The following is a 19,737-nucleotide window of genomic DNA, read 5'->3' as shown; positions in this document are numbered from 1 at the left end:
CTATTTTTTTCGCTCTGCGTAGACAATATAATAGCGGTTGGTAAAATACCTAAGTAAAGGGCGTACACCAATCTTTTTGGTTGGGTTAGTCCACTTGGCACTATCTTTAATCTCCCATCCTGCTTTTTCTAACAACCAATTAAACTGCCAATCTTCAAACTCGTGATAGTGTCTGTCCCAAGGGTCAGTTTTACTGCGGTATGCAGGGGCAAACCATAAGCGCATGGGTATGCTCGCTACCAACTTATCTGCTTTAATGGCTTTTAAAACGTTATAAGGGGCAATTAAATGTTCAAAAATTTCAAAAGCTGTAACTACTGGAGCATCACTACTTTCAACACTAGAAAAATCTTCGTCTAGGTCTTCTCCTTTGGTGTTTTCTACTGCGTAACCTGCCTCCGTCATTACGTTAGTAAAGGGATTTTCTACCCCTAAATCCAACAGATTCTGGTCCGTAGAAATGTGTTTTTGCAAGAATGCTAAAGTATGTTTATAGCGTTTATGCGGAAATTTGCCTTCGTACATAAGGTAAAGATTCAAATTTCCGTAAACATATTCCAAATTTGTGCGCTAAAAAACGCTAAACTTTGTAAAGCATAGCATTGATGTTCATCCCTGCCCCAACACTTGCAAACAGAATAACATCACCTTCTTGTAAAGCATGGTTTTCTAACTGCCCTTTACGTACCATATCTAACAGCGTAGGTATAGTAGCAACAGAGCTATTCCCTAGTTGCTGAATATTCATGGGCATAATGCCATCTGGTACCGGCATGTTGTATTGCTTGTAAAAACGCTTAATGATGGCCTCATCCATCTTTTCATTTGCCTGATGTATAAAAATTTTTTTGACCTCATCTATGGCTACATCACTTTTGTCTAAACAGGCTTTCATGGCTTTGGGTACTTTAATACAAGCAAATTCATATACTTTTCTGCCATGCATTTTTATATACTGCTGTTCGTTTTTTGCAGAACTCTCATAACTAGAATCAAAGTATAAAAAGTATGCTTCATCATTAGCGTAGGTCTGTGTTGCATGAGCTAGAATACTGCCATTGCCACCATCTTTTTGCAGAATTGTGGCGCCTGCTCCATCAGCAAAAATCATACTATCTCTATCATATAAATCCACTACACGAGACAAAGTTTCCCCACCAATAAGCAAGCAAGTTTTTGCCATGCCGCTAGCTATGAGTGCTTTGGCTTGTATCATTGCCTCTAGCCATCCTGGGCAGCCAAATATTAAATCGAATGCTACGCAGTTAGGATTTTCGATTTGCAATAGATGCTTTACTCTACTGGCTAAACTCGGTAGTACATCTCCTTGAGGTTTACCCGGAGCAAGGTCGCCAAAGTTATGCGCGTAAATAATATAATCAATGGACTCCTTGTTTATATTGGCATCTGCTATGGCGTTCTCTGCTGCTAAATATCCCAAGTCTGAAGCCTTTTGTTCTACGTTGGCGTACCTACGTTCTTTAATGCCCGTGATGGCTTCAAATTTTGAAATAATCTCAGTATTTGGAGCAGCAATCGCCATTCCATTAGCATCTACAAATGCATGAGATAAAAAATCTGAGTTTGGTACAGCAGTTTCGGGAATGTAACTACCCGTTCCGGTAATAGTAATATTCATTCAGTTTAGTCTTACAGGGAAAGATACCGAAAACTACCATTAAATACTATGCATGCATAATAAAATGTATTATGCCCAAAAAATAAAAACACCACTATTCATTAAAAAAGAAAGTGGTGTTTTATAAACTATAGTTTTAGGTAACTCCCAGTTTTATAAGGGCTTATTGAGCTTCTGCATACGCTTCTATAGGCGCACAAGTACAAATTAAATTACGATCTCCAAAAGCTTCATCCGTTCTTCTAACCGATGGCCAAAATTTATTATCAGCCACAAATTCTAAAGGATATGCGGCTTGTTGCCTGCTATAAGGAAACTCCCAAACATCTGCCGTAACCATAGCCATTGTATGTGGCGAATTTTTCAGGACATTATTAGGTTCATCTACATCTGCAGCTTCAATCTCTGCTCTTATAGAAAGCATAGCCTCGCAAAAACGGTCTAGTTCTGCTATACCTTCGCTTTCAGTAGGTTCTATCATCATGGTGCCTGCTACAGGAAAAGAAACCGTTGGAGCATGAAAACCGTAATCCATCAATCGCTTTGCGATATCTGTGACTTCAATACCATTCGCTTTAAAAGGTCTACAATCAATAATCATTTCATGAGCAGCTCTTCCTCTTTCTCCTGTGTACAATACCTCATAACTACCCGTTAGTTTTTCTTTAATATAATTGGCGTTTAAGATAGCGTACTTGGTAGCATTAGTTACACCTTTAGTTCCTAACATACGTATGTAGCCGTAAGAAATTAAACATACCAGTGCACTACCCCAGGGAGCTGCAGAAATAGCAGTTATGGCATTTTCACCGCCAGTAGCTATCACAGGATTTGTGGGTAAAAATGGTTTTAATTGTTCTGCTACACAAATAGGACCTACACCAGGGCCACCGCCTCCGTGTGGAATGGCAAAGGTTTTATGCAAGTTTAAATGGCAAACATCTGCCCCAATAGTTGCAGGATTGGTTAAGCCTACTTGCGCATTCATATTTGCACCATCCATATAAACCTGACCACCATGTTCATGTATTAGGTTGGTTATGTATTTAATAGACGACTCAAAAACACCGTGCGTAGACGGATAGGTTACCATTAAAGAAGACAGGTTTTCTGAGTGTAATTTTACTTTTTCTTCTAAATCTGCCACATCTATATTACCGCGTTCGTCTGTTTTGGTAACCACTACCTTCATCCCAGCCATTACTGCAGAGGCAGGATTAGTACCGTGCGCAGATGCTGGTATTATACAAATATTTCTATGTCCCTCTCCATTAGCTTCATGGTATGCACGTATGGTCATTAAACCAGCAAATTCTCCTTGAGCTCCTGAGTTTGGTTGTAGCGAGGTTGCCGCGAAACCAGTAATTTCTGTAAGATAGTCTTCTAAGTTCTTCAGCATTTCTTGGTAGCCAGCAGCTTGGTCTAATGGTACAAAAGGGTGTATATTACCCCAATTAGTCCAACTTAACGGCAACATTTCAGAAGCGGCGTTTAATTTCATGGTACAACTACCCAAAGAAATCATGGAATGGTTTAGCGCCAAATCTTTACGTTCCAATTTTTTAATGTAACGCATTAAATCGGTTTCTGAATGGTAGCTGTTAAAAACTTCGTTTTCTAAATAGGGGGTATCTCTTTCTAGATTTTCTGGAATACCGATTACAGCGGACTTTTGCGTATTTGCTAAATTGTCATTAAACAGTGCAATAAGCTCTTCAACATCCGTTTCAGAAGTGGCTTCATTTAAGGCAATACTTACTGTGGTAGCATCCCAATAATTTAGGTTAATTCCCTGTTCTAAAGCTTTATTTTTTAATGCCTCAGTATCTTTAACAGTAACGGTGATGGTATCAAAGAAATTTGCGTTAGCTAAACCAAATCCTTTTTCTGTAAGAGCTGTTGCTAATTTTTTAGTTTTTCTATGTACACCTTCTGCAATATATTTTAACCCTTCCGGGCCATGATAAACCGCATACATGCCAGCCATTACAGCTAAAAGGACCTGAGCTGTACAGATGTTAGAAGTTGCTTTGTCTCTTTTTATATGTTGTTCTCTGGTTTGCAATGCCATACGCAGAGCGGGGTTGCCATCTGTATCTTTGGTTTTACCAATAATACGCCCAGGAATATTTCTTTTATAGGCATCTTTGGTAGCAAAAAATGCAGCGTGCGGACCTCCATAACCTAAAGGAATACCAAAACGTTGGGTGGTGCCTATTACTACATCTACACCCCACTCTCCAGGAGCTTTAAGTAATACTAGGCTTAAAATATCTGCAGCAATCGCTATTTTAATACCTTGTTCTTTAGCTTTATTGGCAAAATCTGCATAGTCATAAATCATTCCGTTTTTGCCCGGATATTGTAGTAAAGCGCCAAAGAATTCTGTGCTAAAATCGAACGTTTGGTGGTTGCCAACTACAAGTTCTATTTCTAGAGGAATGGCACGGGTTTGCAGTAAACTTAGGGTTTGTGGTAGTATTTCTTCTGACACAAAAAATTTGAGTATGCCTTCTTTCTTTTGTTGTCTGCTTCTCAAATCGAAAAGCATAGTCATTGCTTCTGCCGCGGCCGTACTTTCGTCTAAGAGAGAAGCATTGGCAATTTCCATTCCGGTTAAATCGCACACCATAGTCTGGAAATTAAGAAGAGCCTCTAATCTACCTTGAGCAATTTCTGCCTGATACGGTGTGTAGGCGGTATACCATCCTGGATTCTCTAAAATATTTCTTTTAATCACGGAAGGCGTTAGGGTATTGTGGTAACCAAGCCCAATATAAGTCTTTAATACTTTGTTTTTTTCTGATAGTTTCTGAATGTGTTCCAAAAACTGATGCTCGCTAAGGGCAGTAGGTAAATCCAATTCCTTTTTAAGGCGGATATCATCTGGAATGGTTTGGTACATTAATTCTTCTAAATCTTGTACCCCAATTACTTGAAGCATTTTCTTCAAGTCTTGTTCCCTAACCCCAATGTGGCGGGCTGCAAATAGTTCTGTATTCATAGTACCCAAAAAATAAAGTGATCAAAATTACTGATTAATTCACTTATAATTGGCAAATTGGCGACAGGGCAAATCTAAAGTTGTTAACCAAGAATTAACCTTCTAAAAGCTTTGGCTACTTTTGTTTAATGAAAACGTTTAGGCGCTTACTACAATTTTATTTGGATGCTAGTATCCATGTAGGTTTGGCGGTTTCTTCCTTGTACTATGTAACGCTAGAAAAGCTAAACATTTCTTTTGATTTTTGGTATGCAATCTTTTTATGGAGTGCTACGATTGTTGGTTATAATTTTATAAAATACGGGGTAGAAGCTAGAAAGTATATTCTAGTGTCTACTCCACACCACAGAACTATACAGTTATTTAGTTTTATAGTTGGTTTTTTAGCGTTTTACGTTCTGTTTGTTTATGTGGATACGCAGTTGTACCTGCCGCTTTGTATCTTGGCGGTCATCTCTGCCCTATATGCCATTCCTTTTTTGCCGAGGGCAAAAAATTTACGAAGCTTAGGGGGGGTAAAAATTTTTCTGGTGGCTTTGGTTTGGGCAGGATTTACGCTTTGGATTCCTATATTGGCAGAATGTAAAGTATTTGATTTAACCATTTTGTGGTTGTTTTTACAACAACTCGTATTAGTATTGGTGTTATTGATACCTTTTGAAATTAGAGACTTAAAATACGATGCATTAGAGCTAAGGACCTTACCACAACGGTTTGGGATTGCTAAAACAAAGCAAATAGGTTACGGTTTGCTGTTGTTTTACGTACTTTTAGCGCTAATAGAACGGCGAGTATCAACTATAGGGTACTGGCAAGATGTACTTTGGATTTTTCTTTTATTCCTTGCACTTTTTTTTACACGTATACAGCAGAAAAATAACTATGCAGCATTATGGGTAGAGGCAATACCGATAGTAATGGCCTTATTTACGATGTTGTACAAAAGTGCGTTATAATTCTTTTTCTAAGGTCTTTTTAAGTGCTTCTTTGTCACTTACACTCATTGTGTGCAAATTAGCCTTATTACACAGCGCTGTAAGTTGGGTATTCTTTTTAGAATGTGTTTTGCAGTGTTTGCAATAGAACACATGTATTTTTAATTTTAAAATTTCCCAAAAGCCAGCTTCATCATACTGACTTTTATTACAAATTTCGGCAGCTTTATCGCAAGAAATCATAAGTACTAAAACCAATTTTGATTTAAACAACCCATGAGGGATGTTCGGGCTCTGTGTATCATAACCCAAAGATTAGACGGGTTAATTCCTAATTCATTACAAATATCTTCTGTAGCCATTCCTTGTATGGTTTTCATCCTAAAAACATCGCTTTGCTTTTTAGGTAATTTAGATAAGCAATTATAAATAGCTACACCCAATTCTTCATTTTCCATAGCATCATCACCACTTAAAGAAAATAAATCTGCTACTTTTTCTTCTAACCAATCGCCTTCTTGCTCATCGTTAGCAACAAAGTTAACTTTTACCTCTGCTTTACCTTTTTTAGAGTTGATTTTGCGGTAGTGGTCTATCACCTTTCGCTTTAATATAGCAATTAACCAAGTCCGTTCGGCAGCATCACCTTTATAGTTTTTGGCAGAATTTAAGCCGGCCATAAAGGTTTCTTGTACCAAATCTTTGGCTATTTCGGTGTCATTAACACGACTAACTGCGTAATTAAAAAGATAGTCCGCGTAATTATCCACCCACATATTTGGGTTTAAATGGTTAACTGGCATGTGTTTTTTTCGTAATTCCAAATGTAGTGAATTTAAGGAATGTGGTACATTCTTTAGTTAGACTACAAATTTGCACCCCAAGGTTCACAAAACTCTCACAGCATTACCCTAAAACATTGTTCATCTATTTTTATTGATTTTCCTAGGATTAAACAATTTTCTTAGCGTGTTTTTTGAGCAGCTACAAAAAATAGAATTGAAATAAAGGTTATTATTTTTTCTTTAATCTCTTAAATATTTCACAAATTGTGATAAATTGAAAGCAAAACCTTGGCTATGGTATTCAAATACGGAAAAGGAATTGTTGCGTTGGTAGCGGTATTAGTCGTTTTATGGGTAGCCTTTAGAATGGTATCTATAGGAGTTGAAACTTTGCCCTAGAAATTACAGTTTACCAGTGGAGCGTAATTCTTCTACAATAGCTTTTAATTTAACCGGTCTAATAGGTTTTATAATGTAGTCCGATATTTCGCTAATAGAATTGGCTTTATCAATGTCTCTTTGGTCTACTGAAGATGAGACCATGTAAATGGTTATTTTTTTACCCACTCGTGGCTTAATATTTATGTATTCTTCCATAAACTGAAAACCATCCATTATAGGCATGTCTAGGTCTAAGAAAATAACATCTGGTAATTGTTTATTATTGTCTAGGTTAGAAATTAAATATTCTATAGCCTCTTCTCCGTCAGAAAAAACCAAAATTTTATCAAAAGACTTTAGTTTTTCTAAAATTGAAGTCATTGTAAACTGGTACACTGCATCATCATCTACTATACAAACATTAAGATTATTTGTCATCAAGGGTGTAATTTAAATCTATGGTAAATGTGGTTCCTACATCTACTTTACTATCTACTCTAATGGAACCGCCCATGGCTTCTACCTGGGCTTTGGTCATAAACAAACCTACGCCGCGTGCTTCTGGATTTCTATGGAATACCTTATTTAGGCCAAATATTTTGTGGCCGTAACGCTGTAAATCTATCCCAAGACCATTATCGGCGAATTCTAGAAACGCTTTACTACCTTCTAATATTGTACGTATTTTAATATGAGCAGCTCTATTGGGTGAACGGTACTTGATTCCGTTGCTCATTAAATTTAGGAATATGCTTTCTAAGTAAATGGGGTTATATCTTAAAGTATCTAATTGTGAAAAATCTACAGTTATAGAGGTGCCCGTTTTCTGTAAATCTGGACCAAGCATCTCTTTGGTTTTTTTAAAGGTTTGGCTCATGGAGGTTTCTAATACTTCACCTCTGTTATTTTTTACAGTTAAGGAGTCAATTAAAGTGTTTAATGTGCTTGTTAAATGGTCTACAACGGTTTCAAACTTTTCAAAGATAAGAGCACGTTCCTCATTGTCTTCAGCTTCTTTGTAAAAACCTAAAAGCGTATTTAAATTGCTTACAGGTGAACGTAAATTATGAGAGGTGATATGGGTAAAATCTTCTAATTGTTTATTCTGAGTTTTTAATTTTGTAGTGGTATGTCTTAAATTTTGGTTGGTTTCAAGAATTTTATACTCGGCCCGTTTTTGTTCGGTAATATCTCTGATGGCTATAGAAATTAAAGTGCCTTCCGCAGTGGCTACAGGGTTAACACTAATCTGTGCAGGGATGTATTTGCCTTCTTTATTAGTAATGAATAAATCGTGACTAGATTTAAATAGAATATTCTTAGGATTTTTATAAAAATCTTTACCGTAAAATACTTCTAAATCTCTTAAACTGGTGGGAGTTAGTAGTGTCACCGGTTTTTTAAAAAGCTCTCGTAAAGAATAACCAAAAAGAAGTTCTGCTTGATTGTTTATAAGTTGTATACGCCCCCGCTCATCTGTTATGACCATAGCATCCGGAGCGGATTCCATTAATCCCCGGAATTTAATTTCTGCCATACGTTGCTCCGTGATATCTTGGCAAGAACCAAAAAGTTCAATTACTTTGCCATTCTCATCCGTAACGGTCTTACCAATAAGCTCTAAATACCTTATAGTACCATCCTGTTTAACTACTCTATGAATGTATTTTTCAAACTTTTTGGTTCTAAGAACTTTAGTCAAGTGCTTGTTTACCCCATTTAAATCCTTTTTGTGTACCCTAGAGTAAGCATCTGCAACACTTAAGGGTTTACCTAATGGCAAATCGTACATTAGATACAAATTGTCAGACATGGTCAAATTGTCATTTACTAAATCCCAATTCCAATAACCAATCATGCTCAGTTCTTCTGCAAAAGTGAGCTGCTTGTTCTTTTTATCTAAAAGAATCTTATTCTTTGTCCTTTCTGTAATGTCTTGGAAAATACCATATACTTTAACACAACGCCCGTTAATATGTTCTGCTTGTCCAATAGAGCGTACAAAACGTTGATTCCCTTTAGCCGTTTCTATTTCTAAATCAACATCAAAGGGTTCACCTGTTTTAATGGTATGGATAAAAGAAGCATAGATAGTATCTCTGTTAATTCCTTCTTTATAAAAACCAAAAGCGGTTTGTAAGGTAGGTTCAAAGTCGTGCGGTATTTCCGCAATGTCTTTTATAATATTATTCCAATGCAGTTTTTCCTCAACCAAATCGTAATACCAAATCCCTATTCTCGCAATATGATTGGTTTCTTCAATAATGTTTCCGGTGAATTCGGAATAGCTGTCCATTACCATTGTTCTTTATTTAAGGTCAAGGTGTTTATTAGCGTATGACTAGTCTTTTTGGGTGTTTATGTTTTGATACTCAGCTTGTAAAGCGGAGATGCCTTGCAAATTAAATAAATTAATCTCCTCTTTAATAAAATTTAACAATAAATTTCCTACCTATGTTTTATGAAGTCTCTTATGCTAACGTCGTTTATGTAGGGTTTAGTATGGTTTTGCTAGAGAAACCCTGAAATCAGGGAGGTAATCGTTTTCGTGGCTTTTTATCTTTGGCTTGAATCAAAATTTGAGAACAAAAATGAAGTTTAACCAGTTGTCCGTCTTTTTTATTTTCTGTATGGTAAGTTTTGCATACAGCCAATCTAATAATCAGAAAGATACTGTTTATTTTGATGCTAAATGGAAACCAGTTGCCAGCAAAAGTATAGCAAGTTATTACCGATTGCCAGTAATTAAAGAAGGAGATTTATACCGCTACAGAGACTTTTATATGAGCGGACAAAAACAGATGGAAGCAACTTCCACATCGCCTACCAAAGAAATATGGCAAGGTACAGTAACATGGTATAAAGAAAATGGTGCAGTGTTGCAACAAGCGGCGTATGTAAATGGAAGATTAGAAGGACCATACATTAGTTATTTAGGTGGAGAAAAGCTGGTAGCTACGTATAAAAATAACAAACAGATTGCAGGTAAAAGAAATACCATTACAGTAGGCTTTGGTGGCAACTACATAGAAGTTAAAGGTGATACCATTAAGGAGATAGTTTACCAAGATGATATTAAAGGTATACGTAGGGTACGTATTGGTACTCAAAAGGAATATGAAACAGCTGCAGTTTACTATGGTAAAGACGGAAAATATTTAGGTAAAAAAGTAAAGCTAGACAACTTTGGAATAGATGGTATAGAAGTTTTTTATAATTATAACCCCATGCGTGTACATGCTATCAATTACTATAAAAAAGGAATCTATTTAGGGCAAACCTTGTATTACGACAACGGAAATGTAAAGATAGCACTGACTCAAGAACCACAGCTTAAAGAAACATTTTATACTAAGGATGGAAAAGAACTAGGGGCTGTCGTTTACACCTTTGAACAATATGGTAGAAAAGTAGATAGTGGTACGCTATTTAAGTATGGGAATAATTATAGTAAAGACGGGTTTACAGAAGAAGATGTAAAAACAGCAATTACGTATAACAAGGGTAAACAAGTGGTCCACAAAGAATATTATGCTAACAGGCAATTAAAGGTTGTTAACATTTTTGATAATGGTATTAAAAAATCACAAACCAGTTATCTAGAAGATGGTACGGAAGATGCATCTATTACGTATGAAAATTATGCGCCTGTAACTGGCACAGAAATTAGCGGAAATTTTAGGACTATTTATAAAGAAGGAAAACTAATAGAAAGAAAAGAATATTTTCTCGGTACAAATAAGATAAAGGTGAAAACTATACCTGGGAAAGAAATGTATTTTGATTATCAAGGGGAGCAACTAGGTATTTTAGAATTAGAAGGGGAAGGTACATATGGCAAACCTTTAAACGGTCAACGCTATAGATTGGATTACCAAGACCATTCCGTACAAGAAATAGCAGACTACAAAAATGGCGTTTTACAACAACGGATTACATGGGTAAAACGCCAAATAGGAGAGAAGGACATCAAGAGGTTTAAAAAGATTACGGATTTTGATAAAACTGGCGGGAGTAAGGTTAGGGAGCAGTTTTTTTATAGCAACGGTAATAAACAAAGTGATATCTACTTCAAAAATTATAAGGAAGAATCTGGGACTTTCTACGCTTTAGATGCTAAAGTTTTGGGTACATACGATTATGTAAAAAAGGATGGAACGCTATATAAATTTTTTAGTGAATCAGATAAGGTAAAGGAAATAGCCAAATACAAAAATGGCAAAGAAGTGTACCTAGAAAAGTACGATTACGGCAGTGCTAGTAGTTATGGAGAAATAACCCCTGTACTTATTCAAAAAGTAGATATTGAATGCTGTGCTGTATTTTATAGCAAAGAGGGCGAATTAATAGCAGAAGCTACGTTTAAGAACGGGAAGGTTTGGAACGACACAGCTTATTTGCCAAGTACAAAAGAAAAATGGGAGTTAAAAGATGGTCAACGCCACGGTGTCTATCAAAAATTGAGTTACAATTTAAATGTTTTGACAGCGGGTACATACGTTAACGACAAACGAGAGGGTGTGTTTAAAACCTATTCTAATTATGGTCAGTTGCAAAGTGAATTGCATTATAAAGACGATGAGTTAGATGGTTTATCTATTTATTATGATGATAAAGGCGCCGTAATTGGTAAGATGGAGTATAAAATGGGTAAGCCATACCATGGTGTTAGAGAAAAACCATTGTCTTATGGTCGTTCTTTGGTTATACAAACGTTTAAAGACGGTATGTTAACCAAAGAAGATTCTACGGATAAAGAAGGGAGATTGGTAAAGGACTATGTTGTAGGGGGAACGGCTCATTGTACCCGGTTTTACCCAAATTCTATGGCGAAAAAACTTGATTATACTTTAAAAGACGGAGTGTTGACAGGAGTTGTTACTCGGTATGCCAAAGAAGGTAATCCGTTGGCTAAAGCAACCATTAAAGACAATAAGTTGGTGCAAGGTAGCTTGTACCTAAATAATACATATAGCGGTCAAAAAAGCTTTAACTACTACATTTTGGCAATAGAAGACGACTTTCTAACGATAAAAATTTATGATGCAGACCATTCGTTACAGTTCCAATCTAAAGAAAAAATGCTGTTCGGAGCTGTAGGTACATTTTCTAACAGCTTAAATTTAGGAGTAGACTATATCAATGAATCTAGTTTATACTAAACGTTATGCAATTTTTCTATTATTTGTGTAAGCTTACTGTCTTCTATTGGTTTTACAATGTATTCTACTATGTCGTGTAATTTAGTAGCTTTTTCATAGTCTTTAGGGTCTAAAGAAGAAGAAGTCATATAAATAATGATGTCTTTTTTTACTCTTGGTTTTAACAGATTATATTGTTCCATAAATTGAAAACCATCTAACACAGGCATGTCAATATCTAAGAAGATTACATCTGGTAATTTATCTGTTGCTTCACAATGGTCCAAAAAATAGCTCATAGCCTCATCACCGTTGTCAAAAATATAGATATGTTCAAAAGCGTTTCTTTTTTTAAGAATAGCTTTCATGGTAAATTGATAGATGTCGTCGTCATCTATAATGCAAGCACTTGGTTTTTTAGACATCAAGAGATAGATTTAAATCGATTTTAAATGTGGTTCCTTGGTTCACTTCACTTTTAATTGTAATAGAGCCACCCATGGCTTCTATTTGAGCTTTTGTCATATACAGGCCAATGCCTCTAGCTTCTGGATTTTTATGAAAAACCTTGTGTAAGCCAAAAACTTTATGACCATGTTTTTGCAAATCTATACCTAGTCCATTGTCATTAAAATATAGAAATGCACTGTTTTGCTCCCATTTGGTACTTACATTAATTATAGGACTACGCTCAGGAGAACGGTATTTTATAGCGTTGCCAATAAGGTTTAAAAAGATACTTTCTAAGTAAATATCATTGTAAACTACAGTAGATATGGCTTTAAAATCTGCCTGTATTACTGCTCCAGTTTTCTTTATTTCTGCTGCGAGTAGTTCCTTGGTTTTTTGTAAAACAGCATTTAAATCTAATTGCTGCCTTTCAATATTGGTGTCACTTTTTATCATTAGACACTCAATTAAGGTGTTTAAGGTGTCGTTTAGGTGATTAGCAACAATGGTAACTTTATCAAACAAAACGTCTTTTTCTTCTTGCTCATCCGTTTCATTATAGAATTTAATTAAGGTATTAAGATTGTTTACAGGAGAGCGTAAGTTATGAGAGGTAATATGTGTAAAATCCTCTAGCTGTCTGTTTTGTTCTTTTAATTTTTCTGAACTTGCTTTTAATTCCGTATTCGCGGTAAGTAGTTCGGCTTCTTGTTGCTTTTGTAAGGTGATATCTTTTAAGGTAATAATAGCTAAAACCTCATTATTTGTTTTAAATGGACCTAAGGTTACAGTGGCAGGAATACGGTCACCTCTGCGATTTATAAGATGTAAGTCGTCAAAATCAGTTAGGGTGATGTTTTGCGGATTTCTAAAAAACTCTTCGTAATAGGCTACACTTTTGCGCTTGTATCCTTTAGCCACAAGGTCTACAACAATAAATTCTTTTAGTTCCTTTTCTGAGTAGCCAAAAAATAATTCTGCCTGTTTATTTACCAATTGTATTTCTCCCGCCTCATTAGCAATGAGCAAAGCGTCTGGGGTAGAAGCGAGCAAATCTTTAAATCTTAACTCTGCTTCTAACTCTTGAGTTACGTCTTTGATGGTGCCAATGATATCTTCTATTTGTCCTTCTTCATCTAATATTAATGAACCTTCACTAACAATATTTTTAACGACTCCGCCGGGAGTTTTTATACGGTACGCATGTTTAGGAAAATGTTTCTCCTTAAAAATGGCCTTTTTAGCATCAATTACAATAGAACGGTCCTCTGGCAATACAAGTGTTAATAGGGTATCGAACTCCATAGGAGTGCCTAACTCAAAACCAAGAATTCGGTAATAGTTGTCAGATAAGTCAACAGCACCACCTTTTTCTGCCTGCATACGCCAATAGCCTACACTGCTGGCTTGTTCTGCTCTGTTTAGTAATTCGTTTTTTAAGATTAGTTCTTGTTCTCTTTGTACTTGCTCAGTAACATCTTGTAAAGTGCCATTAACTTCTACCAACTCATTGTTGTTGTATCTGCCAACAGCAATCAAACGAATGTTTTTTACACTCCCATTCTGTAGGGTAATTCTGTGTAATACGTCATGGTGTTTTTTCCCAGCATACCCTAACTCTACCTGTTTTTGAACATAATCTCGGTCGTCCTCGTGAATGTAATTATAATATGTTTCAAACGTAATGGGAGCGCCTTTTTCGTGCTCAAATATAGTATAAAGATTATCTGACCATAAAATATCATGCGTTACTGTATCCCATTGATAGTAACCAATTTTAGTGAGGCGTTCCGCAAAGGTTAGATAGTTGTTTTTTCTTACTAATTCTTGTTCTTGCACTACTTGTTCAGATATATCTTGGCAAGTGCCTAACATCTCTGTAACGTTACCATCTTCATCAAAAATTACTTTTCCGACGGATCTGATTGTCTTAATAGTGCCACTTTTAAGCTGTATACGATAGACCTGCTTTTCAAAAATTCCAGTGTCAAAAGCTTTTCTTATTTTATCAGATACGGCCTTTTTATCTTGAGGGTGAACGTAGCCAATATAGGTGTCATAACTGATGGGAGTGCCAAGTTCGTGCTCGTAAATTTTATACAAATTGTTAGACCATGTGACCCTATTGATAGATGGAAACCATGACCAATGCCCCACAATGGCCATTTCTTCTGCTAGATTAAGCTGATGGTTTTTTTGTATGAGTAATTTTTCCTTACTAACCTGCTCCGTAATGTCTTGGCATGTGCCAATCATTTCTACTACACGGTTATTAGCAATAACTTTTACTTCACCTACTGTTTTTATGATTTTGGTTTCGCCACTCTCAAGGTTTATAGTATAAACAATATCTTTAAAAACTTTGGTTTTAATAGCGGTCTCTATAACCTGATTAACTCTTGCTTTATCTTCTTCTGCTATAAAACTTGTAAATTTATCTAAGCTGATAGTGGTGTCCCTCTCTACACCATATATGTCGTACAGATTGTCTGACCATAGGGCAATGTCTTCATCTAAATTCCAAGTCCAATGCCCAATACGGGCCATTTTTTCTGCTTTATTCAGCTGATAGTTTTTTTGGAATAATTCGGTTTCTTTGGCTATTTGTGAGGAAATGTCTTGAGCCGTGCCTACTAGTTGGGTTATCTTGTTATTTTTATCTACTGTAGTATGGCCCTGCAATTCTATATGTTTTACCGTGCCATCATCTAGTACGATACGATAGTTAAACTTATTAAATTGCCCTGTTGTTACAATTTGATGTGTACATTGTTCTACATGGGTTACATCATCGGGATGCACTTTTGCAACGGCATCATTGAACTTAAGTGGAGTACCAGGGGCTACGTCAAAAATAGTGTATAAATTCTTGGACCAAATAACTTCATCGGTCTCCAAAGTCCATTTCCAATACCCAATTGCAACCGTTTTTTCGGCAAATTGTAATTGTTGGTTTTGGGTTTTTAAGTCTTTTTCAAGGAGTTTACGCGTGGTAATATCTTGAGCTATACCATATATTTTGGTGGGGACTCCATTTTTTAATTCTACTTCACCTATACACCATACAAATTTTTGATTGCCTTTCGGCGTGCGTATCTCTAAATCTACGTTCATCATTATACCTTTACTGATGGCCTTAGTAAAAGCATTACGTAGTAAATACTTATTACGGGTACCTTGTAATAAAGAGAATACCTGTGGTAGGTTAGGGGTAACATTCATTTCTGTCTCCGTCATCACCCGGATTCCATCACTCCAGAATAGCTCCTGTGTGGCAATTTCATATTCAAATATTCCAACCTTGGCAATTTTACCTGCTTGCTTAAATTTATCCGTATGTATTTTAGGAAGACTAAACATGTGGTTAGTAACGACAACTTAACGAATTAATTATCTTATTAATTATGATATACATCTACTATAAATGTAAGTTAATATTTATAGATTAATAAGAAAATTACTGCTAGATGTAAAAAACCTATGGTATATTGACAGGAAATATTCCGTGAAAAGTGGCAATACAAACTCCCCAAGAATTAAAATTAGGGAGTTTGTGTTATCCTTAAGCCGATTTGTTTAGTAATCCTGCTCGTTCTAAAAGTGCTTCAATTTTAGGTTCTGTACCTCTAAATTTCTTGTACAATTCCATAGGATTTTCTGTCCCTCCTTTAGAAAGTACGTAATCTTTAAATTTAGTGGCTATCTCCTTATTGAATATCCCGTTTTGTTTAAAATATGCAAAAGCATCCGCATCTAAAACTTCTGCCCATTTGTAGCTGTAATACCCAGAAGCATAACCTCCCTGAAATATATGGGAGAAAGAAGTACTCATAGAGGTTTCTGGTGTTTCAGGATATAACTGAGTGCCTGCAAATGCTTTGCTTTCAAAACTTTTTACATTGGTAATCTGGGTTGGATCTTGACCGTGCCAAGCCATGTCTAATAAACCAAAGCTTAATTGGCGTACGGTTTGCATCCCTTCTTGAAAGGTGGCAGAATCTTTTATTTTTTGCACCAATTCCATAGGAATTAGTTCTCCTGTTTCATAATGATGGGCAAACAATTCTAGCGCTTCTTTCTCATAACACCAATTCTCGAGAACCTGACTTGGCAACTCCACAAAATCCCAATATACAGAAGTTCCAGAAAGGCTAGGGTAGGTGGTGTCTGCCAGCATACCGTGTAAACCATGACCAAATTCATGGAATAAGGTAGTAACCTCATTAAACGTTAATAAGGAGGGTTTGCTAGCTGTAGAGGGGGTAAAATTACACACATTACTTACATGTGGCCGCACATTTTTGCCGTCCTTTCTAAATTGAGATTTAAAAGAAGTCATCCAAGCGCCACCACGCTTGCCAGGTCTAGGGTGAAAATCGGCATAAAAAAGTGATAAGAAATCATCATTAGCATCGTAAACTTCAAAGGTTTTTACATCTTCATGGTACGTATCTATGTTGGTTACTTCCTTAAACGTAAGTCCAAATAGTTTTTCGGCAACCTTAAAGACACCAGCAATAACATTTTCTAGTTTAAAATACGGTTTAAGCGTTTCATCATCCAAATCAAAAAGCTTCTGCTTTAGCTTTTCACTATAAAAAGCACTATCCCACTTTTGTAGTTGGTCTATACCGTCTATTTCTTTGGCAAAATCTTGTAATTGCTTAAACTCAGCTTCAGCGGCAGGCTTAGCTTTGCTCAATAGTTCTTGTAGAAAATTGTTTACTTTTTCTGGGGTTTCCGCCATACGCTCTTCCAGCACATAGTGTGCGTGGGTAGCATACCCTAACAATTGGGCACGCTCAAAACGTAGTTTGGCTATCTTTAAAACATTTTTCTGGTTGTCTAGTTCATCCCCATGAAACCCTTTGCTGCCAAAGGCCAAGGATAGTTTTTTGCGCAATTCCCTGTTTTCTGCATATTTCATAAAAGGGATGTAACTTGGGTAATCTAGGGTAATTAACCAACCATCTAATTCTTTTGTTTTTGCCAATTGCGCGGCCGCCTCTTTGGCACCTTCTGGCAAGCCAGCTAAATCAGACTCATCCGTTAGATGCATTTGAAATTTGTTGGTTTCTGCCAATACATTTTCACCAAAGGTGAGTTTTAATTTTGCCAGTTCCGCATCAATTTCTCGCAACCGCTCTTTTTTGTCTTCTGGTAAGTTGGCGCCGTTTCTGCTAAACGCTTTGTAACGCTTGTCTAGCAATTGTTGTTGCTCGCCACTAAGGTCTAAACTGTCTTTTTGTTCATAAACCGTTTTAACCCTTTTAAATAAGCCTTCGTTTAAGGTAATATCGTTCTGAAAAGCTGATAATAATGGAGAAACTTCTTGAGCTATTTTTTGAATGTGCTCATTGGTCTCTGCTGAGTTTAGGTTAAAGAAAACGCTCGTAACCCGATCCAATTGATAGCCCGCATAGTCCAACGCCGCGATGGTATTCTCAAAGGTTGGGGCTTCTTTATTGTTGGCAATTGCCTCAATTTCTGCTTTTGCCAAGGAGATACTTTCTTCTATTGCAGGTTTAAAATGCTCGTTTTTAATCTGGGAAAACGGAGCCATATCAAACGGTTCTAACAAAGGATTTTTCATTGTTTTCTTTTTCAAATTTTAATTTCTTCAGTTTCTTACCATCAACCATCAACCATCAACCATCAACCATCAACCATCAACCATCAACCAATAACTAATACTTATTTCTAACTTCTTCTGCGCCTGTGATTACCTTTTCCTTTAGTCCTTCTTTATACACTAAAATTTTATCAAGCACACACTGGTCACTTGCGCCAATTATCTGTGCCGCCAAAATACCGGCATTTTTTGCGCCATTTAGGGCAACCGTAGCTACAGGTACACCGCCCGGCATTTGTAAAATAGATAAAACACTGTCCCAACCGTCTATGGAGTTAGAACTTTTTACAGGCACGCCAATCACGGGTAGAGGAGACATGGAGGCAACCATACCCGGTAAGTGTGCGGCACCGCCTGCACCAGCAATAATTACCGCATATCCGTTTTTGTGTGCATTGGTACTAAAATCAAATAGTTTTTGTGGGGTTCTGTGGGCAGACACAATGTCTACATCTACCTCAATATCAAAACCTTTTAAAATATCTATAGCATCTTGCATAACCGGAAGGTCGCTTGTGCTGCCCATTACTACTGCTACTTTGCTCATTTGCTTATTACTTTAATTTTTTCTTTTACCTCTTGTGCTACCTGCCTGGCCTTTGCCATATCGGCATCTACTATGGTTACATGACCCATTTTCCTAAAAGGGCGCGTCATTTTTTTACCGTAAATATGTGGGGTAACCCCGTCCATGGCTAAAACCTCTTCTATGTTTTCATAAACTACTTCTCCTGTATGGCCTTCTGCCCCCACAAGGTTTACCATAACACCAGCTACTTTACTTTCGGTTTTTCCTAAAGGCAAACCAAGAATGCATCTTATATGTTGCTCAAACTGATTGGTAAAGCTGCCCTCTATGCTATAATGCCCACTATTATGGGGTCTTGGAGCCACTTCATTCACTAAAATAGCATCGTCTTCTGTCTGAAAAAGTTCAACGGCCAACAAACCTACCTGTCCAAAACCTTCGCTCACTTTTTTTGCAACGGCTTGCGCTTTTTGTGCTACTTCTTCTGGAATACGTGCTGGACAAATTACATATTCTACTTGGTTGGCCTCTGGATGAAACTCCATTTCTACCACAGGATAAGTCTTGGTTTCGCCCTTACTATTGCGAGCCACAATTACAGCCAATTCATTTTTGAAGTTTACCATCTCTTCTGCAATGCACTCTACGTTTGGTAAACCTTCTAAATCAGCTAATTCACGAACAATTTTAACCCCTTGTCCGTCATAACCAAATTGCGCACTTTTCCAAACAAAAGGCAATTCCAAACCGCCATTTTGCACACTTTCTTTAATTTCAGAGGTATAGGCGTATCTAGTAAATTCAGATGTGGGTATGTTGTTGTCCCTATAAAATAATTTTTGTGTAGCCTTGTTCTGGATAGTGCGCAAAACTTTAGGTTGCGGATAAATGGTTTTACCCTGTTCCTCTAAGGCTTCTAGCGCATCTACATTTACATTTTCTATTTCTATGGTGAGCACGTCTACATCCTTTCCAAATTCCATCACGGCATCATAATCTAAAAGGTCGCCAAGAACAAACTCGTTACAGGCAATAGCGCAAGGTGCTTCCTTGGAATCGTCCATAACTTTAGTTGTTATGTCCCATTTACGGGTCTCATAAAGCATCATTTTACCCAATTGGCCACCGCCTAAAATACCCAGTTTAAAATCCGAAGAAAAGAAGTGCATGGTTATATCTAATTTTAATGCTGGCAAAAATACGGGTATTCCTTTAAAGCAAGAAGTTTTAGGCGTTAAGGG

14 protein-coding genes are annotated in these 19,737 nt (G+C 36.7%); 2 read left to right on the top strand and 12 right to left on the bottom strand.

Going from position 1 to position 19,737, the window contains the following annotated elements; all coding sequences use genetic code 11:
- The 3 genes from FBT53_RS13250 to gcvP all read right to left on the bottom strand — a co-directional run bounded on the left by FBT53_RS13250 (position 1) and on the right by gcvP (position 4,643).
- Positions 1–525, bottom strand: coding sequence for a methyltransferase (locus tag FBT53_RS13250; protein WP_136951669.1), 525 nt, complete (start codon positions 523–525; stop codon positions 1–3).
- A 55-nt stretch (positions 526–580) separates the two neighbouring features.
- Positions 581–1,639: a 3-oxoacyl-ACP synthase III family protein gene (locus FBT53_RS13245; protein WP_136951668.1), complete on the bottom strand. Its 1,059-nt coding sequence runs from the start codon at positions 1,637–1,639 to the stop codon at positions 581–583.
- Between the two features lie 163 nt (positions 1,640–1,802).
- Positions 1,803–4,643 (bottom strand): aminomethyl-transferring glycine dehydrogenase, encoded by a 2,841-nt coding sequence (gene gcvP, locus FBT53_RS13240; protein ID WP_136951667.1) that lies wholly within the window; start codon positions 4,641–4,643, stop codon positions 1,803–1,805.
- A gap of 128 nt (positions 4,644–4,771) precedes the next feature.
- On the opposite strand from gcvP, the gene FBT53_RS13235 reads away from it, so the two are divergent.
- On the top strand, positions 4,772–5,599 hold the full coding sequence (locus FBT53_RS13235; protein WP_136951666.1) for a hypothetical protein: 828 nt from the start codon (positions 4,772–4,774) through the stop codon (positions 5,597–5,599).
- Here the strand turns inward: FBT53_RS13235 and FBT53_RS13230 are convergent.
- The 4 genes from FBT53_RS13230 to FBT53_RS13215 all read right to left on the bottom strand — a co-directional run bounded on the left by FBT53_RS13230 (position 5,594) and on the right by FBT53_RS13215 (position 9,040).
- Positions 5,594–5,836: a hypothetical protein gene (locus FBT53_RS13230; protein WP_240729833.1), complete on the bottom strand. Its 243-nt coding sequence runs from the start codon at positions 5,834–5,836 to the stop codon at positions 5,594–5,596. The genes FBT53_RS13235 and FBT53_RS13230 overlap by 6 nt on opposite strands.
- Positions 5,827–6,381 (bottom strand): sigma-70 family RNA polymerase sigma factor, encoded by a 555-nt coding sequence (locus FBT53_RS13225; RefSeq protein ID WP_136951707.1) that lies wholly within the window; start codon positions 6,379–6,381, stop codon positions 5,827–5,829. Before FBT53_RS13225 ends, FBT53_RS13230 begins: the two co-directional genes overlap by 10 nt.
- Before the next feature lie 384 nt (positions 6,382–6,765).
- Positions 6,766–7,182, bottom strand: coding sequence for a response regulator (locus FBT53_RS13220; protein WP_136951664.1), 417 nt, complete (start codon positions 7,180–7,182; stop codon positions 6,766–6,768).
- A complete protein-coding gene (locus tag FBT53_RS13215; protein WP_169630368.1) occupies positions 7,172–9,040 on the bottom strand; it encodes a HAMP domain-containing sensor histidine kinase in 1,869 nt (622 codons plus the stop codon). Before FBT53_RS13215 ends, FBT53_RS13220 begins: the two co-directional genes overlap by 11 nt.
- Positions 9,041–9,335: 295 nt before the next feature.
- Between FBT53_RS13215 and FBT53_RS13210 the strand changes: the two genes are divergently transcribed.
- The gene (locus FBT53_RS13210; protein ID WP_136951662.1) at positions 9,336–11,906 is read left to right on the top strand and encodes a toxin-antitoxin system YwqK family antitoxin; all 2,571 of its coding nucleotides are present in this window, start codon (positions 9,336–9,338) and stop codon (positions 11,904–11,906) included.
- On the opposite strand, the gene FBT53_RS13205 is transcribed toward FBT53_RS13210, so the two are convergent.
- The 5 genes from FBT53_RS13205 to FBT53_RS13185 form a co-directional block, all read right to left on the bottom strand.
- A complete protein-coding gene (locus tag FBT53_RS13205; protein WP_136951661.1) occupies positions 11,903–12,310 on the bottom strand; it encodes a two-component system response regulator in 408 nt (135 codons plus the stop codon). The two genes, FBT53_RS13210 and FBT53_RS13205, sit on opposite strands and share 4 nt — an antisense overlap.
- Positions 12,303–15,695, bottom strand: a complete 3,393-nt coding sequence (locus FBT53_RS13200; RefSeq protein ID WP_136951660.1) for a PAS domain-containing protein — start codon at positions 15,693–15,695, stop codon at positions 12,303–12,305. Before FBT53_RS13200 ends, FBT53_RS13205 begins: the two co-directional genes overlap by 8 nt.
- 202 nt (positions 15,696–15,897) lie before the next feature.
- Positions 15,898–17,928 (bottom strand): M3 family metallopeptidase, encoded by a 2,031-nt coding sequence (locus FBT53_RS13195; protein WP_136951659.1) that lies wholly within the window; start codon positions 17,926–17,928, stop codon positions 15,898–15,900.
- Between the two features lie 94 nt (positions 17,929–18,022).
- Positions 18,023–18,514 carry a 5-(carboxyamino)imidazole ribonucleotide mutase gene (gene purE / locus FBT53_RS13190; protein ID WP_136951658.1) on the bottom strand — a complete coding sequence of 164 codons (492 nt, stop codon included), beginning with the start codon at positions 18,512–18,514 and terminating at the stop codon, positions 18,023–18,025.
- Positions 18,511–19,665: a 5-(carboxyamino)imidazole ribonucleotide synthase gene (locus FBT53_RS13185; RefSeq protein WP_136951706.1), complete on the bottom strand. Its 1,155-nt coding sequence runs from the start codon at positions 19,663–19,665 to the stop codon at positions 18,511–18,513. The genes purE and FBT53_RS13185 overlap by 4 nt, the downstream gene beginning before the upstream one ends.
- Positions 19,666–19,737 lie beyond the last annotated feature (72 nt).

Origin of the sequence: Flavobacterium sp. ASW18X, from assembly GCF_005144745.1 — a bacterium.
Taxonomy (GTDB): domain Bacteria; phylum Bacteroidota; class Bacteroidia; order Flavobacteriales; family Flavobacteriaceae; genus Croceivirga.
Note: the sequence above shows the minus strand (reverse complement) of the source record. Positions and strands in the feature narration are given on the sequence as shown.

What these genes read in the sequence shown, in the direction of transcription:
- FBT53_RS13250 (WP_136951669.1), bottom strand. Translation starts at nt 525, where the DNA reads ATGTACGAAGGCAAATTTCCGCATAAACGCTATAAACATACTTTAGCA.
- FBT53_RS13245 (WP_136951668.1), bottom strand. Translation starts at nt 1,639, where the DNA reads ATGAATATTACTATTACCGGAACGGGTAGTTACATTCCCGAAACTGCT.
- gcvP (WP_136951667.1), bottom strand. Translation starts at nt 4,643, where the DNA reads ATGAATACAGAACTATTTGCAGCCCGCCACATTGGGGTTAGGGAACAA.
- FBT53_RS13235 (WP_136951666.1), top strand. Translation starts at nt 4,772, where the DNA reads ATGAAAACGTTTAGGCGCTTACTACAATTTTATTTGGATGCTAGTATC.
- FBT53_RS13225 (WP_136951707.1), bottom strand. Translation starts at nt 6,381, where the DNA reads ATGCCAGTTAACCATTTAAACCCAAATATGTGGGTGGATAATTACGCG.
- FBT53_RS13220 (WP_136951664.1), bottom strand. Translation starts at nt 7,182, where the DNA reads ATGACAAATAATCTTAATGTTTGTATAGTAGATGATGATGCAGTGTAC.
- FBT53_RS13215 (WP_169630368.1), bottom strand. Translation starts at nt 9,040, where the DNA reads ATGGACAGCTATTCCGAATTCACCGGAAACATTATTGAAGAAACCAAT.
- FBT53_RS13210 (WP_136951662.1), top strand. Translation starts at nt 9,336, where the DNA reads ATGAAGTTTAACCAGTTGTCCGTCTTTTTTATTTTCTGTATGGTAAGT.
- FBT53_RS13205 (WP_136951661.1), bottom strand. Translation starts at nt 12,310, where the DNA reads ATGTCTAAAAAACCAAGTGCTTGCATTATAGATGACGACGACATCTAT.
- FBT53_RS13200 (WP_136951660.1), bottom strand. Translation starts at nt 15,695, where the DNA reads ATGTTTAGTCTTCCTAAAATACATACGGATAAATTTAAGCAAGCAGGT.
- FBT53_RS13195 (WP_136951659.1), bottom strand. Translation starts at nt 17,928, where the DNA reads ATGAAAAATCCTTTGTTAGAACCGTTTGATATGGCTCCGTTTTCCCAG.
- purE (WP_136951658.1), bottom strand. Translation starts at nt 18,514, where the DNA reads ATGAGCAAAGTAGCAGTAGTAATGGGCAGCACAAGCGACCTTCCGGTT.
- FBT53_RS13185 (WP_136951706.1), bottom strand. Translation starts at nt 19,665, where the DNA reads ATGCACTTCTTTTCTTCGGATTTTAAACTGGGTATTTTAGGCGGTGGC.